The organism is Peribacillus glennii (assembly GCF_003429105.1).
GTDB lineage: Bacteria > Bacillota > Bacilli > Bacillales > DSM-1321 > Peribacillus > Peribacillus glennii.
In genome coordinates, this window is sequence record NZ_QVTD01000012.1 from 1 (window position 1) to 16,527 (window position 16,527).

The window sequence follows — 16,527 nt, forward strand, 5'->3', positions numbered from 1 at the left end:
TGGTCATGTTTTTTGCAAGGATCCCAATCATGTTTCTTGCAGCAATCATAGTGGTCCTCGTCATACCAGTAGTGCTTCTTGCAGTTATGCTTTTCCTTTTCTTTCCCCCAATCATAATCGTCTTTTTTATGGGAATCATGGTCATATTTCTTACAATGCTCCCAATAATATTTCTTCCACCAATGATAATGCTCCTTGTCACACCAGTAATGCTTTTTGCAGTCATGACATTCTTTTTTATCTTTATCCCAACCCTGATCGTCTTTTTTGCAGGAATCATAGTAATATTTCTTGTGGCTATCATAGTAGTTTTTTAAATAACTGCAATGACAATAGTAACAATGCTCCTTGTGGCTGTAATAACCCATTTTGTCTTCCCCCTTCTGAAACGGTATGCTATATCATACGTTTTGAAGGACAAGCTGAAACGGCAAATGACATGAATTGAAAAAATACACTCTTATCCCCTCTTGTTTTATCTATGGGAAACAAAACTGATGTCTTATGTATAACCCTTGCCATGCAAGGGTTGTTGAAACTCATGTGTGAGTGTTAAATCGTCATAAATAAAATGGAACGGAATGGTATCTCCCTTAATTTTCCATTTTCCATCTGCAGGCCAACTGATTCTTCACTAACCTCATCCACAATCCCTACAAACACTTCATCTTTAAGCTGGATCTTTACTAGTTTCCGTAATTGCAGCAATAAAAAGATACTGAGATTCAGTTTAAAAAAGATCCGGATTAATTCCGGTGAGGAGGCAACTGTTTCCCCGAAATTGAAGGTTATCGATCTTCGCAAACATGGATCGATATCTAACAACTCTGGTTCATGGGGCCGGTGCACGAAACGGTTTTGAAGTTTAATAAATCGTATTTGGGCAAATGGGATCAGGAATTCCTTCATGTCATCCTTTAACATCACAAAATCTTTGCCAACAACTTCTACTCTACCCATTAAAATTACACTTTCGTCACTGGCCGTTTCTTGCTGGCTTGGTTCCTGCTCTTGAAGACCCCTGTTTGACTTCCGCTTTTTTGCTTTTTGCCATCTAATATATATTTTATTTTTTCTTTTCACTCCTTTTCGAACCGGTTTCTTTTCGGCTATGTCCGGCTCGTCGAGAAGCAGTGTACCAGTTGAACGGGACGTCGTTACCTCTTCTTGCGGCAAGGTGTTCGAATTCCCTGGAAATGATGCGGCTTTCCTTGCACGGGGAGAACGATTTAGTCCGGCTTCTCCTATTTCGCGGGATGTAACGCCTTCATCGGCTTGCTCTTCTTCCGCTTGTTCCTCTTCATCAGGTTCTTCGCCGATTTTCAGCTCGACCCACTGTCCTGATAATCCTTCAAAAGCCCGCATCAGTCCTTCTTCGGACCGTTCATTGGATAACGCCAAGTCCAACAGCAATTCATTTGCGGCATCAATTCTTTCCTCAAGCTCTTCTGTCTCCGCCTCTGGGAGGCAAGACGTGGGAGAAGGAAATTTAGGAGTTTCCAGACAGTCGGGGCAGCAAAGTTCCGGGATGCAAAAATCATCAGGAGCATTGGGCGCGACAATTTCCGGACAACGGATACCTTCCTTTTTACGTTTCCTTCTTTTCACTTGGTCACCTCCCATCTGCCAGGAAAAACGATTCTTATATATTCTTGTGAAAAAAACAGCCTAATTTGCATAAATTTTGCGTTAACAACTGGAATCAACAATCAGATTTCGCCACGTGACTATCATTCACAGTTCATATTATGTTACCGGTACAGCGGGGGTACCTTGAGAGTTGGTTAAACACACAATTGCCCATATAAATTTTCACTCAAGAGGGCTGATGCTTATTCAGGTAAAAATGTCTCACATAGTATATTACTAACTTGTTGGAAGGAGTTAGGTTGAAAATGACAGATTTCCAGCATTGTGCGAGTTGCGGAAAGACCCATCACGGCTTTACAAGGCGGCATCGGGAGCTGGAAACATTCTTGGGTCCGTGCTGTGCCTCTGCTTGTTTAATAAGGTTCTTTGACAAGGATAATCCAGTGGAAATCATCGACAAATTCTTCACATCCCTGCCAGAAATCGACAAATTGGTAAAAGAAGCTCGCTTATTGCCGCCTCTAAAAAACCGCAAATTGTTTAAACATAGTTCCCTTGCCTTGGACAGTTGGAGACTTCAGTAATGAAGAGGCGCAGCGCTTTAACCTCTTCATAACACAGTTTGCTGAAAATCAATCAAAATAGTCTCTTGGATACCACTAAACTAAATAGAGATTCTGACGGCTGTTAAAGAAAAATTGAAGGAGGAAGAGTAAATGAGCAGGAACCGTCATTGTAACTGTTCTGAATGCAGAAAGTTCCGCCAAAACCGAAAGAAGTGCGAAAGTAAAGATGTTCATCAGCATGACCATGTTTCACCTGAATTTGGCAGAAGATTTGAAGAGAGATTTGACGAGTGTTTCGAGGATGATTTTGAGGAAAGATTTGAAAATCGTTTTGAGAATCGATTCGACAAATGCTTCGATAGGCGCTTCCTATGCGGGGACCGTTTCCACCTCCGGTTAGCCGGATTGCAAAGCGGATTGGCCTTTAGATTGCGCCAGCTGCTTGACCATGATGTCAAAATTGAGTGTGAAGATGAGGAAATAGAAGCCAGAATTGACCATGTCGGAACAGATTTTATAGAGGTCATGATGCTTAAAGAAAAGAAAAATAGAAGAGTGAAAGAAGATTGTGGCTGCAAAGGGAAGTTCCGCATCATTCCTTTTGAAAAAATTAAATTCGTGGAATCGTTGTAAGAAAATATTAGGGGGTGGAGATTTATATGTAGCACTAAGAAACGATGTTGATGGCAACATCGTTTCTTAATGCGAAATTGACTATAGGTGCGGGACTATATGCTCCTAATCTGGCTATACGCTCTGCAATTGCTATACGCTCTGCAATGGCTATACGCCAAACTCGGGAAAAATGTCCGAAGTTAACCTTTCCGGGCTGATTGCACCTGGACTATAACTATCATTCCAACAATGGCAAGTGCGGCTGAGGCTTGCCATGGACCCGAATAATTCCCCACATTCCCTGTTCGATATCCCACCGGACATTTCCAGACCGATACATATAATCTCCTGGGAAGTTCAAAATACCGCCAGCGCCGCCAATAAGGAATAAGTCATCTGTTGCTCCCGCGACACTATGACCGACGAATGAAACGTTCCGGGAAAATACATCAAGCGGGTTGAACTTCCATTGGTGGCCATGAATATGAAAGGTATGCGATCTGCGCCGCTCGGATGGATTCGCAAGACGCACGGTTACCGGATCGCCCGGATATGCTTCAAAAACAGGGGTCGCCGGGTCGCCAAATACTTTTGAACTGAATAAGTCTGCTAACACAGGGTGGTCCCGAAAGCGGTTAATAAGTCTTTCCGTGCGATAGTTAAAACCGCGGGAACCGTTATCATAGGTATCCGCTATGTCAAATTCCTCCGGTTCCGGCACGATACCTGCCATCGGATCAACTATTAATATGCAAGCTTTATCTTCCAGCCTTAAACCATCATGCATGATTAACACAAATTCTCTTGTAGTCGGCAATAACGGGTTCCTAAGGATGACACTCGTGCCCGTACTGACAGGCTCCAGCGTATTTGGGTCAAGGTATCTCGTAAAACGGGGCTCTGCTATAAACGCCCCAAAGGTTCCAAATGAACGGTGATTTCGCAAATCCGCCATATCCCATAAAGCACAGGTGCCAACTGCATCACCGACATGCCAGCGATACGTAATTTCTTCACCGGGACCGACCGTTTGATCCGGATTGAACCCGACAGTATCCCCGCTTGATGTCGTCACATCATAATCAAGCAAACTGCTTGGATGCATTGAAATACGTACTGAAGGAGGATAAAAGGCCTGTTCCTTCACTGGTGGATACGGATGGATGCCGTCCGGGAAGGGGAATAATTCAAATCTTAACCGGCTTGTTAAGGTAACTTCAACAAGATCACCAGTATTTCCCCTCAAAACAAGCGGCTCCGGATTCTTTCTTCCTGACAGGATATCCTCCACATCCTCTTCCAGGGCAAAAACAATGCCATAAGGGTCGTGGTCCCCATAGGAATTATAAATAATCGGGGTTTGGAACGCGACAACACGAAAGCGTCGAATCGGTGCGCCCTCAGGAAAATCTGCCAAATCAGGAGGCAAGGTACTTTGCGGATCGGCAAGGGCAGGTGGCTCACCAGTTACTTCAGGCAGGGCGCTTCTCCTGCGGGGAGGCCATGGCCGGTCGATAAGGGGGATAAGGTCATCCACTTCGTGGTCAAACGCTCGAACCAATCCCCATGTGCCATTCCAGACATCTTCCTCCGTCTCGAACGCCCACAAATAATCGCCTGCCTTTGGGATTCCCAGCTCAAGAGTAAATGACTCTGCAATTCCGATATGCTGTTGGTCCCTGAGGACAGAATCGTTATCCGGGTGCTCCGATTTCCACTTCAAACCATGCATAACGAAGCTGTGGGATTCCTCATGGGCGCCCTGCAACAGCCGAACCCGAATCGGATCGCCCCCATAAGCGCGCAAAATCGGCGTAACGGGATCTCCTCCCACAAACGAGCTGAATGAATAAGCCGGGTCGCAATCCTTGCCGAGGCGGAATTGCAGTGGCTCATTTTTATAGTTGACGGCAAATATTCCAGGGTCATCCGTTGAACCCGGAAAATCCGGCGGTTCAATCGGTCGGCCATCTTTATCGAACAGTAATGTGAAATCCTGGACAAATAAAGCGAAATCCCGGTAATCAGGAATGATTGGATTCACCACGGTAACCTGTGCCCCCCGGTCTGTCTCCTCACCGGTTCGTGAATCCAATACCTTGGAAAAACGCGGCTGAACACAGCCTGCACCAAACACCCCGTGTTGCTGGTAAGAAACAGGGAATAGGTGATCATGGAAAAAAAACGCCTTTAATTCCGACTCTGCAAACCACTCATACCGGATCGTCTCACCAGGCAGGACGGAACTGTCATAATTCCAGCCTACATTTGAACCATCTGAAACAAGGACATCAAACTTTACGAAGTGAACATGAAATCCACATTCATAGGTTCTTGTCACAAGCTGGAACGCGTCTCCATCCAGGACATGTGGCATCCGGTTGGTAAAATTCATCCTGATGCAAGAGCCGGCTTCCATGTGGAGCACAAGAGGTTCGGGTTCTTTTCTTCCCGAGAGAACATCATCAAGGTCTTTATCGAGTACATAAAATCTTGCTTTTGGATCATTCCAGCCGGCTTTATTGTAAACGACCGGCATTTCAATCACAGAGACATCAAATTCTACGACCACCGGATTTCCAAGGCACGAATCGGTAAAAACCGCTCCCGGCCTTGCATTCGGGACGGCTGCATTTCTTTCAAGCTCTGTCATTTCCCTGCCACCGACGATACCAAGCGGCGGCCTTGGAGCCTTACATCCAACCTTACCGGGAATAAAATTAGGAAAACCGGGCTTTTCCTTCGTTGGCTTTGGCGGACAGGGCCTGTCAGGCAAGGGCTGAAGCGGAGCAATCGGTATGCCGTTCGGATAGCATTGGCTGCCATTCTGGAGCGTATCGAATATACGGTTGATTCCCCACATCCCAGCTTCAAAGTGCGGGTACAAATGGCAGTGGAGGATTACATCCCCAATGCTTCCCGACAAGCTCCCCATTCCATATAGTGGCTGCACATTGTAATGCGATTGAGGGCTAATCGCCTGAACATCCACAAGTTCAGAATGGATATTCGTTTGATCTTTTAGCCACTGATGCACATGGTAGTGAAAGGTGTGTGTTTCCTTAACACCTGCATGAATTAACCGTATCCTAGTGGGGTCGCCTCTGTAGCCGCGTAAGATCGGTGTCGCCGGATCACCGAACACCCAAGAATCATGGTGAACCTCTTCCCCATCCACATCCGGGCTGACAACACCTTCTTCGATCAGCCTTTTCCGATTATATAACGGCTCGAATCGGTAATTCACACCATGAAACGAATCCACATCCTGTCCGGTCACAGGGTGGATTGGCCGGTTTCCGGTTATATCATCCACTTCCATTTCATCATGGAAAAACCAGGCAAACTCCCGGAATGAAGGCAGAAACGGATTATGGACATCTGCATATACTCCGCTATTAATCGGCCCGCCGGTTACGGGATCCGTCCACCACGAACCCCTTCTTTGAACTAGCAGGGCACCGAAAAGGGCTTGGAGGCTGGATCCCTGCTCTGTACTGGACACATTTCCAAGGTCCGTAAAAAAATAAATCCCTTCATTAGTTGTATTGATTGTGTACAGGATCGTTGTTCCAGGCTCAGCTAACGAGCTTGGATTTAATCCCACATTTGCCCCGTCAGAAGTCAAAACGTTATAATCCGCTTCCTGGAAATGCATACCCGCGGCAAGTTTAAGCCGATTTTCAAAAAGGATTTCCACTATATCCCCTTCATTCGCCCTGATAGTAAGCGGCTGAACAAGCTCTACAGGTGTAAAGGGATTTTTATCAACGAGTTCTTTTACCTTCGACAGATTTTCCTTTAATACATACATCCTTCCATCCGGATTATGATCGCCGAAGTTGTTAATCACTATGCGAATTGGAATGGCGACAACATGAAAACGCCTGATCATCGACTTCCCCCGTTTCGTTACTACGTCATATCATTTAATTCCGGTATTCTCGGCTCTCCCGGACGTTCAATATAAAAGACTTCGATGTTATGAACGTGGATAAACCATATCCTGTTTTCCAAGGGCTGAAAATGCGTCGTTTCAACGGCAATCTCAATCATATCCTCGACCACGTCAAGAATTTCCCCGATAAACATAAATGGATACGAGGGCGAGAGCACAAACACCTTGCTCCCGATACCTTCCCGAAAATGATTTATGAGCTCCTCATCATGGATCTCATTTATCGGCCTGTCATCCACCGCTCTTCCCTGTTGCTCAAATGAATCTGACCTTAAAGCTTCAGGATTTCCATCGGGCCGAGATGAGTGCCTTCTTCGATTAGAGTGATGCTGGGCCATGCTGATATCCTCCTTTCTTACCTTCCTTCTTATGTGAGAGGGATTCGGGCTTCACAATCAAAGTTTGGAGTCCAGTGGGCGATTTTTTCGAGTGGAATGGATAATGGTGTGGGAAATTGAAAGAATGGGGCATTTAATATTTTAATAGTTGTTGGAAAAATTGTAAGATGGCCCCCTTCCACTTCGACGATCGGTCCGCAAAAAATCGGCCTGAATGTCTGTCCCAGCAAATTTAACTGTGTGGATTCCGTGACAATTAGAATGCTTTCACCGATCAGGTTATTTAGCTCCACGAATAATTCGTCGCTTCTGGTATGTGTCCGTTTCATTTTTACATCTCCTTTCTTCAGGCATTATCAGTGAGTTTTAAAAAATAACCTTTATTGAAACATTTTTTTAATCTGCTTCTTGCCGATTATTGATACAAGACTCAAAAAACGTATGCTTTGAACGCCCGCTATCTGTTTCAGCTCTACTTTCATTTCTTCATTTAACAACGAAAGCAGCAAGGTTTGTTTATCAGCATGCTTTATTTTTCCAAATAACGTGTCAGTTTCTGTCCTTATTTTCACCCATGTATCTTTCCATGACCGTAAATTGGTGGCAAACGATTCTTCGTAAAATTGCTGGATCAATGCATCTCTTTTAGACACTGTTTCCCCGAAGTTATAGAGCAGTTTCCGTTTTAGGTCATTGTCATATATAAAATATTGGTGGCTGTTTGAAAAATTTGGAACTCCTTGGGGTATATTAGCTGATTCGATCGCTTGATAAGGAATCCAAATACGATCCTTCAAATTCGTTACCATTACGAAATCACGTCCTATGGCGTTTACTTTGCCCAGGGTGTGCACCGTCTCGTCACCTATTTTTGAATAGATCACTACTTGTTGATTCCGCTTCATCTTAAAGAATCGCTTCAGCATTAGCGGTTTTTTTTTTCGGGAGCTGCCTCCGCGATCTTCAATAGGTTCGCCTGTTCCATATACTCGCTAAAAATCCTGATTTCCTCAGTAGGTGTGGCACCAGGAGGTGAAGTTATGCCTTCACTGGTCTTATATATCCCATCTTTGGTTCTGTTTTCATGCTTCCTTTTTTCCAACAACAGAGCGGTATACTCATCAAGCCTCATCCTCAGTTTCACCTTATCCCCCCTTGTGCTATTTCATGAACACTATATGTGTGGGCAAAAAAAGATGTGCATTCACCCATGGGCGAATGACATCATATGCTGGCTTGAGGAGGAGTGAAATAAATGGAACAATGGTTAGCCGTCTTTTTCTATGCTAATTTCCTGATTGCTTTTATTTCCTATATCTATCTCTATAAACGAAGAAAATTGATTGGGTTTCACCTCGGCATGAATATCGCGATGGTTGCCGGAGGGGGGCTTTCGTTGGGGACAGGGGTCATTTTGATTAATCAATTTCCATTGCACTACTTGGAGATCACGGTCGCTTCAGCTTTAACAGGGATTCTCGCGGGCGTGCTATTTGGGGCACTTTTTGATTACCAAACTCTTTTAACCGGGCATATTAATGGCCTATTGATGGGAATCATGGCTCCAATGGTTGGTGCGGCTTCATCCGGCAGCCTGATATTTATGATCTTCCTTGAAGTCTTTGTTGTTGGGTCATTTGCAATGGTGCTTGTCTCCTCAAAATTGTCTTAATGGTTGGGAGCTGACCGGGTTAATGGAAATCTTTCTTGTATGTCTACTCGTTTTTAATGGCTTGATTGGGTTCCTGGGCTTCCGATATCTTAATAAATCAAAATACTTATTCAGCGATCGCTTCGCCTTCATTGCAGCGTTGACCGCCAGCACCATCGTAAGCCTGGTGACGGCACTAAATTTGTTTTTGTTGTTTCCTGATTATTTTTCAGTGATTAGCGGGCTCAATATGATTCTGGGGATAGGGATTGGTGCTGTATTCGGTGCTATGGTTAATGCGCAATCTTTCATAGCCGGACTGTTTAACGGGGGAGTCGGGGGAATAATGGGAACCATGATTGGTGCAGTTACCATGAATCCTTCCATTTGCAGCCTTCCTGTTTCATCCCTCAGCGGACAGACCGTGATATTGTTTTTTGGTTTGTTCAGTTTTATCCTTCTGTCGACAACATTTTCATTATTGTGTTTTGCTTTAAGAGTATAATAGGACGAAAAATCAGGGGGAGGGCATTTTATTCCTCTGAACGGCACCCCAATTGGTAGCATGATTTAACCGCTGGTGTGCTGTTTTTTTACAATGGAATGGCTGCCCTTTTCCGCTTTTCAGTTATATTAGTCTATACCAAACATATGGCAAACAATATATTATACTATCCCTGGAAATAAGGCTGACATGATAATGAGGAGGAGATATTATGTGTCGTGATAACAAAAAGGATTTTTTGAAAAATTTACCGATTAACTATCCTTTAGGTATAGTGTATTTAAATGGGGTCCCGGTTCGTGTGAGCACTTTCCTAAACCAAAATCATGAAACGGGTCTTGCTTATTTTATGGATGAAGATGGCCAGGCGGTTGTTATAGACATAGCAAAAATTGATGGGATCGGATTTGGTGAAGCTGATGCGGAATGAACAAAAAAGCCTTCATCTGTAAAAAAGGGGGGCTAAGCCTTTAAGGCTAGGAATTTTCCGCCATAAAGGCTTTTCGCTCTTTTCGGTTTATCATTCACCTGCCGGGTAGCTCCCAAATAATGCCATCAATACTCTCGATATCAAAGGTCTTTACCGATTCACCATCTTGAAACATCGCAATATTATCTTTAAAGTTCATGCTTAAGAACCTTGTTACCCTTTGTTGTCTGCCATTTATGAAAATACTGCCGACAGGATAATTTTCCGGCAATAGCGACAGCAGTGAAGCAAAAGGATTTTCCTTCTCATGGTTCTTGAACAGATGCTCGAATATTTGATGCTGGAGGGATTCGTGTCCAATCAGTTGTCTTTTTAATTGTTGAATGGACTCCTTTTGGGCCTGAACCTGTTTGCTTAAATCGATAACTTTGCTTGAATAATAAATCTTCTGATTTGACCCTTGTGTTTGCGCCATTTCCTCCAAGTACAGCTTTGGATTACATACCGAAGAAGACAAAACTTATCTCTCCTCACCACCAGTAAAAATATATACAGAATATTGTATGTATACATTCCTAACATGACACAAAAGGCTCCGAGGGATCCGGGGTCAGTCCCCCGTCACGTTAATACTTTAATCCATCGGGGGACTGACCCCCATTACGTTAATGCGTTAATCCATCAGGGGACTGACCCCCTTAGCGGCCCTTATTTGTATGTTTTAGTGTACATTGTGTATTTTGCTATTTTTTCTAGGCTTGGTTCATATCCGATTCCCGGTGCATCTGGAACAGTGATTGTTCCGTTTTCGACAGTCACTTCCGGCTCAATGATATCTTCTGTCCAGTAAAGGGATGAGGCTGCAGTATCTCCAGGCAGGGTAAAATTAGGCAGGGAGGTAATCGCAATATTATGTGCCCGGCCAATGCCTGATTCAAGCATGCCCCCGCACCATAATGGAATCCCATGTTCCTGGCATAGATCATGGATTTTCCTTGATTCAGTCAAGCCCCCAACCCGGCCGATTTTGATATTGATAATTTTACAGCTGCCCAGCTTGATTGCATTCCTTGCATCCGCCAATGAATGAATGCTCTCATCCAGGCAAATCGGTGTTTTTAGCTTCGGCTGCAATTCCGCATGGACGATGATGTCGTTATAAGCAAGCGGCTGCTCGATCATCATCAGATTATAATCATCAAGCGCCTTTAAACGGTCCATTTCTTCCAACGTATAGGCGGAATTGGCATCTGCCATAAGGGGGATGTCCGGATATGCTTTACGGACCTTGTCGATCAACTCGATATCCCATCCCGGCTTGATTTTCAGTTTAAAACGTTTATACCCGTCTTGAAGGCGGGCTTGAATCACTTCCAAAGTCGAATCAATCGAATCCTTGATTCCGATGCTTACCCCTACATCGATTTTCTTTTTTGTCCCGCCAAGCAAACTAGCAAGAGATGCTTTTTGCTTTTTCGCATATAAATCCCATATAGCACCCTCGAGTGCCGCTTTGGCCATATAATTGCCGCGGATGTGACTGAAAAGTTTTTCAGAGATTTCATCTGGATGCTCGATTTCATTTTGCAATAGAGTTGGAATCAAAAAATCCTCAAGAAGATGCCAGCTTGTCTTAACTGTCTCTTCATTATAAAAAGGGTCAACCATCGCCACGCATTCTGCCCAACCGGAAATCCCCTCATCGCTTATCGCCTCGATTAGAATAAACTCTCTGTCGTATTGCTTTCCAAAGCTGGTGACAAAGGGATAAAGCAGGTCCAATTTAAGCTGCCGCATAACCACTTGTTTAATTTTCACTAAGGAAGCACTCCTTTTTCTATATGACTCCATCATTTTTTCGAAAGGACATAGAACTGAACCGGGATTTCAGCCATCGAATTCTTATGGAAACCGGTAACTAGCCATCCTCGTTCAAATAACTCAGTAAAAACTGCCCTTGTTTTCATTCGCCACTCCACCGCGGCTTGCATGCTTGTTTCTCTTATTTTCCGGAAATTCTTTGGAATAGCCACAAACGCAGGTTCTTGTTTAGGTAAAGGAAGGATGCCAGAAGGAACCGGCAACTCTTTTTCATCCCAATGCCATTGAACCAGGGAGTTCGCAAGCATAAAATCCAATCCAAGTTCCCCATCATTGAAGTCGGCAGTTTTTTCCTTTTCAATATGCCACTCCACGAGAAAACGGTCAGAAGGAAGCCCGCTGTTCAGAAGATCTTCCATTTCCCCGTAACAGTTTGGGATATATGTGGAGCACACACCCCCAAGCTTGGCAATATTTAAATAACCATTTATGCTCTCCAAAGGATCGTATGTCCAGGTAATCAGGGAATAGCCAAGTTTTAATGCTTCCACACGCTGAGCCCGCTTTAATTCTTCGCCAATTCCTTTATTTCGGAAGTCGGGATCGGTCCCCAAAATATGTGAACAAAGATATGGCATTTTACCGTTAAAGCCTGCAAAGCTGTATTGAAATGCAACCAGCTGCCCGCCAGAATAAGCCCCTAAAACCATCCCGCCGTTTTTCACAGCAGTGATCGTTTGATGGGTAGGGATGGAATCCTCTGCTCCCCAGATCTTTCCTTCGAGCTTTCTAACTTCCTCAAGCTCCTCAATCCGATAAAGGGAACGGATTTCAATCTCGTCTTTTTTCACGATGGCCTTCTCTCCTGTAATAATCATTATTCCTGGCTGAAATCAGCCTCTTTTAATGGTACCATTTTTGGTCTTCACGATTTTATGGCGGGAGGAACGCCAACAAAAATAATGGAAGCCCGATATAAGAGACGATAATTCCATACCATCCATCTCTTGCCCGAAAAATGCGAAGTAATTTTGTCTGAGAATCACGGGCACACATACTATCGTAGCGAAAATCGGTTCAAATGGGTACCATTTTGAAACATAAAGCAATCTGTTAAGTTCCTGCCCTGTCTAAGGCATGCCTTCCGAAAACGATAGTGAGTAATTGAGATCCCAGGCCAGGATATGACTCCGGATAAGTCTGCGGCATTTAATATCCTTGTAATATGCGAAATGATTGGTTGCACGCAGCTGAATCGGTTATGATGGTCCTTCCATTTGGATGCCCAATTAGATAAGCAAGCAGCTTTATTTGACGTGCGGACCTTCGGTCAAATTTTTATTTGACCAATCATTTAAAAGGAATCTGCTTCATGACGTCAAGTAAAGAAGCCAACCCTTCATTCTTTATTTTTTAGCGCAGTCCATCCTTCAAATATACCTTATCACAAAAAGATCAAACTTTTCTTCCTTATACGAATGAAGAAAACCCCTGGCTGATGGCCAGAGGCTTCTTATACTTATGCTATTTACAGAGGAATTATCCCCCTTTTATTTCCAAAAGCTTTTGCCTTAAGCTGTTTTCCATGGAAGCTAGTTCATGCTCTGCCTGGCGTCGTTTGTTTCGCCCTTCTTCCTGAATGCGCATTGTTTCTTCAAGTGTAGAGAGCAAGTTTTCCTGGGTTTTTTTCAGCGTTTCGATATCGATAAGGCCCCGTTCATTTTCCTTAGCCGTTTCAATCGTATTGGTCTTAAGCATTTCTGCATTTTTGAGCAATAGCTCATTTGTTGTCTTTGAGACCTGCTTTTGTGCTTCCACGGCATGGCGCTGCCTGATCAGGGTCAGGGCAATCGCAACCTGATTCTTCCAAAGCGGGATCGCCGTCATGATGGATGATTGGATCTTTTCAACGAGCGCCTGGTTTGTGTTTTGGATCAGGCGGATTTGCGGGGCGCTTTGAATCGTAATTTCCCTGCTTAATTTCAAATCATGAACCCGTTTATCCAGCCTGTCCGCAAACTGGACCATGTCGTTCACTTCCTGGAACTTCATTTGGTCGTTTGTTGTTTCTGCTGCTTTTTTTAGCTCAGGAATCGTTTTTGCAGTCAATTCCTCCAGTTTAAGTTCACCGGCAGCGATATACACATTCAACGCCTGAAAATATTCTTTATTGCTTTCATATAATTTTTCCAGCATCACGATATCAGAAAGCAGGACATTTTTGCTGGTATCGAGCTTTACGCTGATTCTGTCAATCTGCGCACCCGTTTTCTGATACTTGGAGAGGACCTCTTGGATCGAGCCTGACAGCTTCCCGAACATGCGGCCGAAAAAGCCCGGCTTCTCCGGCTTTAACTCATCCGGGTTTACTTCGTTCAGCTTCCTCATCAAGTCACTGATAATTTCACCAACCTGGCCTATATCTTTCTTTTGGACATGCTCAAGCATCGAATTGGAAAAGGACAGCAGCTTTGATTGTGCAGGCGTACCGTAAGAGATCATCGCCTGGTGGTTCTTCGGGTCAATCTGGTCTGCAAGCTGATAGGCTTTTGCCCTGTTTTCCTCAGGGATGACGTCAATGAGACGCACCGGCTTCTCTTCATTGACTTGAAGATTGGGTACCGCTTGGCTGTCCCCGAATGGATTGGAAAGCAAGTCATCCATTAAATCCGTACTGGCGGTTTTATTCAACAGGGATGGATTGGTTTCATTCATCTTAAACTCCTGCTTTCTTCATGTAATGGTGATTTCTTGATTGAATTGACCGAATGCTTGGCCACATCTATTTCGAATTGCAGTTCATCGATGTCATCAGACAGCACCCCGTACAGGTCCTGCTCAATCGAGCGGTTGATTTCATTCATCATACGGCGGGTTTCCATCAATGATTGCTCAAGCTCATGGCTTTTCTTTGGCTGTGAGGATAAGAACACATATTTTTCTGTCAGCTCGACTGCCGAATCCAAGTGGGAAAAATAAAATCGTTCCGCCTTGTAGAAACGTTTCGGTTCCTTTTTGGTCAAGCTGTATATCTTCCTTATGACCCGTATTAATTCAATATTTTGCTTTAGCGAAGCAATTTGGCGAATGGAAAAAAGTGCTTTGTTCAAGCGTGAAATTTTCACCTTTGCTTCCCGTAAATTTTGGCTGATATATTGATATTCTTTTCTGCTCAAACCGTGCTTCTTTAACATGCGGTGTTTAATATAGGCCGGCACCAACAAAATTAGGAGTGTTCCTCCCGCAAGTGAAAGGGCGGCCGATGACAAAAACGGCTGGTTGAAAGCAAAAAAGCTTACCAGCCACACAATGACAGCGGTCGGAACTGCAAACAACACTCCAGCAAAAAAGGCGATAAATGGGTTCATTGTATATCGACTCCTGACATATTCTTGTTATTATCTACGGATCAATGGCCAAAAGGTTTCAAATCGCTAGGAAAAAAGTATAAAAATGTCATTTCTTATGTTCACCTTAACAATACACGAAAATGGATATTTTTTCTATAGACCCAAGAAAGTAAAGCATTATAAGACCTAAGGCGTATTTTTCAATTAGGGGGTCAGACCCCCAGCGGTTTAACGCTTTAACGTATTCGGGGTCAGACCCCCAGTGCTTTAACGCGTTAACGTTTCGGGGGACTGACCCTTACAATGTTATCGATTCCGCTGTCTAAACTATCGCCTGATCGAGAATAATCTATTAAATCAACACTGAAATCCTTGGGTAGGACTTTAAAGACATGAAAAAACCACTAAAGGAAAAACCTGTTAGTGGTTTTAATGAAACTCGATTCCTATTTACTTCTTTTTTGCAATCGCTTTCCAAAATTCAGCCGCGACCACTTTGTATCCAGTCTTGCTCAAATGTATATCTGCCGGGTTAGGGATATACTCTTTATATTTTTTGGCAATTTGCTTCTCTGTTGCTACAAACACATCCCGATTTTTTTTGGCAGCCGACTCAATTTGTGAATTCAAGGCATTTAAAAGCGGCAGGAGAGAAGCCTGTTCTTCCTTTGGCATATACGGGTAAGGGTTGTAGTAACCCATCACATAAACTTTCACACGCGGATTAAGTTTGTCAATTGTGCTCAGAATGGATTGTAGATTGTTGGAAACGGCCATAATTGCATCCGTAGCCTTGGAAGGATCTGTACGGATTGCGCCCAGAAGGTCATTTGCCCCAATGTCTATGGTAACATGGGTCGCTTCCTTGATTTCTTTTCTAATCTTGGAGCTTTTTGTAACATCATTCAACAATTGCGAAGAAGTATAACCCGGTACCCCAAAATTGTCGAAATCAGCAAGTTTGTATTTATTTGACGTAAAAGTATTTGCAACATAATCGGGATACCCATAATCAAGATATCTTTCTGGCGTTTGCCCAGCCGCCAATGAATCTCCTAAAGCGACATACTGTACCGTCTTAACCGGCGCCGTTTGCGGTTTTGCATACGAAGCAAATGGCAAACCAAACAATAATGACCCCGCCACCAAGAAACCTGCGGCCTTCCTTTTGCTATTCATCCAATTCCCCCTTGGTATAAAATACCTGTTTTTTCACACCCTGTTCATTTTCTATATCCATCACAAATATCCTCCCTACAATTGAGGTTATTTGTGCGACAAATAACTACAAGGTATTCGTTTTTTTGGAATTATGATAAATTAATGGGATAAGGGATGAAGGAGTTGTTTTGATGAAGAATCAAGAACATCATGAGTCATTGCCGCCGAAAACATGCTCGATTGATCGGCTTGTAACGGTGCCGGAGGATGTTAACAAAGTAATAGAAGGCAAGAAAAAAGCTACACGCCGGAATGGAAGATATGCTGATGTCGGAGAGATCATGGTATTAAAGGATAAGAAATACGTCGTGGATCGTGTATATTCCCAGTCGCTTGGTGAATTGACAGATGAAGACGCCCGCCAGGAGGGATATAAGACCGTAGAAGAATACAAGCAATCCATTTTGTCGTTTCATCCTGGTATGCCCTGGCTTCCGCACATGAAAGTCTGGGTGCATGAATTCAGCCGGGTTGACGAATAA

19 protein-coding genes are annotated in these 16,527 nt (G+C 43.8%); 6 read left to right on the forward strand and 13 right to left on the reverse strand.

Going from position 1 to position 16,527, the window contains the following annotated elements:
- Nucleotides 1-304: hypothetical protein (locus D0466_RS16485; RefSeq protein ID WP_158555928.1), on the reverse strand; the 304-nt coding region annotated here is incomplete at its 3' end.
- A 248-nt stretch (nucleotides 305-552) separates the two neighbouring features.
- Nucleotides 553-1,608, reverse strand: coding sequence for an LSm family protein (locus tag D0466_RS16490; RefSeq protein WP_117323649.1), 1,056 nt, complete (start codon nucleotides 1,606-1,608; stop codon nucleotides 553-555).
- 287 nt (nucleotides 1,609-1,895) lie between these two features.
- On the opposite strand from D0466_RS16490, the gene D0466_RS16495 reads away from it, so the two are divergent.
- Together D0466_RS16495 and D0466_RS16500 are read left to right on the forward strand one after the other, a co-directional pair.
- Nucleotides 1,896-2,174, forward strand: a complete 279-nt coding sequence (locus tag D0466_RS16495; protein WP_117323650.1) for a hypothetical protein — start codon at nucleotides 1,896-1,898, stop codon at nucleotides 2,172-2,174.
- A gap of 132 nt (nucleotides 2,175-2,306) precedes the next feature.
- Entirely contained in the window at nucleotides 2,307-2,789 is a 483-nt protein-coding gene (locus D0466_RS16500; protein WP_117323651.1) for a hypothetical protein, read from the forward strand.
- Between the two features lie 220 nt (nucleotides 2,790-3,009).
- On the opposite strand, the gene D0466_RS16505 is transcribed toward D0466_RS16500, so the two are convergent.
- The 5 genes from D0466_RS16505 to D0466_RS23055 are packed head-to-tail and all read right to left on the reverse strand — an operon-like array spanning nucleotide 3,010 to nucleotide 8,211.
- Nucleotides 3,010-6,666 carry a cupredoxin domain-containing protein gene (locus D0466_RS16505; RefSeq protein WP_117323652.1) on the reverse strand — a complete coding sequence of 1,219 codons (3,657 nt, stop codon included), beginning with the start codon at nucleotides 6,664-6,666 and terminating at the stop codon, nucleotides 3,010-3,012.
- Nucleotides 6,667-6,686: 20 nt separating this feature from the next.
- A complete protein-coding gene (locus tag D0466_RS16510; protein ID WP_233522680.1) occupies nucleotides 6,687-7,067 on the reverse strand; it encodes a hypothetical protein in 381 nt (126 codons plus the stop codon).
- A gap of 29 nt (nucleotides 7,068-7,096) precedes the next feature.
- Nucleotides 7,097-7,396 carry a hypothetical protein gene (locus D0466_RS16515; RefSeq protein WP_117323653.1) on the reverse strand — a complete coding sequence of 100 codons (300 nt, stop codon included), beginning with the start codon at nucleotides 7,394-7,396 and terminating at the stop codon, nucleotides 7,097-7,099.
- 51 nt (nucleotides 7,397-7,447) lie between these two features.
- Nucleotides 7,448-7,972, reverse strand: coding sequence for a hypothetical protein (locus D0466_RS16520; protein ID WP_233522681.1), 525 nt, complete (start codon nucleotides 7,970-7,972; stop codon nucleotides 7,448-7,450).
- 20 nt (nucleotides 7,973-7,992) lie between these two features.
- A complete protein-coding gene (locus D0466_RS23055) occupies nucleotides 7,993-8,211 on the reverse strand; it encodes a hypothetical protein (protein WP_233522682.1) in 219 nt (72 codons plus the stop codon).
- Nucleotides 8,212-8,322: 111 nt separating this feature from the next.
- On the opposite strand from D0466_RS23055, the gene D0466_RS16525 reads away from it, so the two are divergent.
- The 3 genes from D0466_RS16525 (at nucleotide 8,323) to D0466_RS16535 (ending at nucleotide 9,653) form a co-directional block, all read left to right on the forward strand.
- Entirely contained in the window at nucleotides 8,323-8,739 is a 417-nt protein-coding gene (locus tag D0466_RS16525) for a hypothetical protein (protein WP_117323654.1), read from the forward strand.
- A 22-nt stretch (nucleotides 8,740-8,761) separates the two neighbouring features.
- Entirely contained in the window at nucleotides 8,762-9,223 is a 462-nt protein-coding gene (locus D0466_RS16530; protein WP_117323655.1) for a hypothetical protein, read from the forward strand.
- 211 nt (nucleotides 9,224-9,434) lie between these two features.
- Nucleotides 9,435-9,653: a hypothetical protein gene (locus tag D0466_RS16535; protein WP_117323656.1), complete on the forward strand. Its 219-nt coding sequence runs from the start codon at nucleotides 9,435-9,437 to the stop codon at nucleotides 9,651-9,653.
- Nucleotides 9,654-9,747: 94 nt separating this feature from the next.
- Here the strand turns inward: D0466_RS16535 and D0466_RS16540 are convergent, their stop codons facing one another.
- From D0466_RS16540 to D0466_RS16565, 6 genes are all read right to left on the reverse strand, one after another.
- Nucleotides 9,748-10,170, reverse strand: coding sequence for a hypothetical protein (locus tag D0466_RS16540; RefSeq protein ID WP_117323657.1), 423 nt, complete (start codon nucleotides 10,168-10,170; stop codon nucleotides 9,748-9,750).
- A 191-nt stretch (nucleotides 10,171-10,361) separates the two neighbouring features.
- Nucleotides 10,362-11,471, reverse strand: coding sequence for an o-succinylbenzoate synthase (gene menC / locus D0466_RS16545; RefSeq protein ID WP_117323658.1), 1,110 nt, complete (start codon nucleotides 11,469-11,471; stop codon nucleotides 10,362-10,364).
- Nucleotides 11,472-11,503: 32 nt separating this feature from the next.
- Nucleotides 11,504-12,325 carry a GNAT family N-acetyltransferase gene (locus D0466_RS16550; RefSeq protein ID WP_233522683.1) on the reverse strand — a complete coding sequence of 274 codons (822 nt, stop codon included), beginning with the start codon at nucleotides 12,323-12,325 and terminating at the stop codon, nucleotides 11,504-11,506.
- Between the two features lie 688 nt (nucleotides 12,326-13,013).
- Nucleotides 13,014-14,189, reverse strand: coding sequence for a toxic anion resistance protein (locus tag D0466_RS16555; protein WP_117323660.1), 1,176 nt, complete (start codon nucleotides 14,187-14,189; stop codon nucleotides 13,014-13,016).
- Nucleotides 14,186-14,842, reverse strand: coding sequence for a 5-bromo-4-chloroindolyl phosphate hydrolysis family protein (locus tag D0466_RS16560; RefSeq protein WP_117323661.1), 657 nt, complete (start codon nucleotides 14,840-14,842; stop codon nucleotides 14,186-14,188). The genes D0466_RS16555 and D0466_RS16560 overlap by 4 nt, the downstream gene beginning before the upstream one ends.
- Nucleotides 14,843-15,274: 432 nt before the next feature.
- Nucleotides 15,275-16,003: an SGNH/GDSL hydrolase family protein gene (locus D0466_RS16565; RefSeq protein WP_117323662.1), complete on the reverse strand. Its 729-nt coding sequence runs from the start codon at nucleotides 16,001-16,003 to the stop codon at nucleotides 15,275-15,277.
- Between the two features lie 173 nt (nucleotides 16,004-16,176).
- Between D0466_RS16565 and D0466_RS16570 the strand changes: the two genes are divergently transcribed.
- The gene (locus D0466_RS16570) at nucleotides 16,177-16,527 is read left to right on the forward strand and encodes an ASCH domain-containing protein (protein ID WP_117323663.1); all 351 of its coding nucleotides are present in this window, start codon (nucleotides 16,177-16,179) and stop codon (nucleotides 16,525-16,527) included.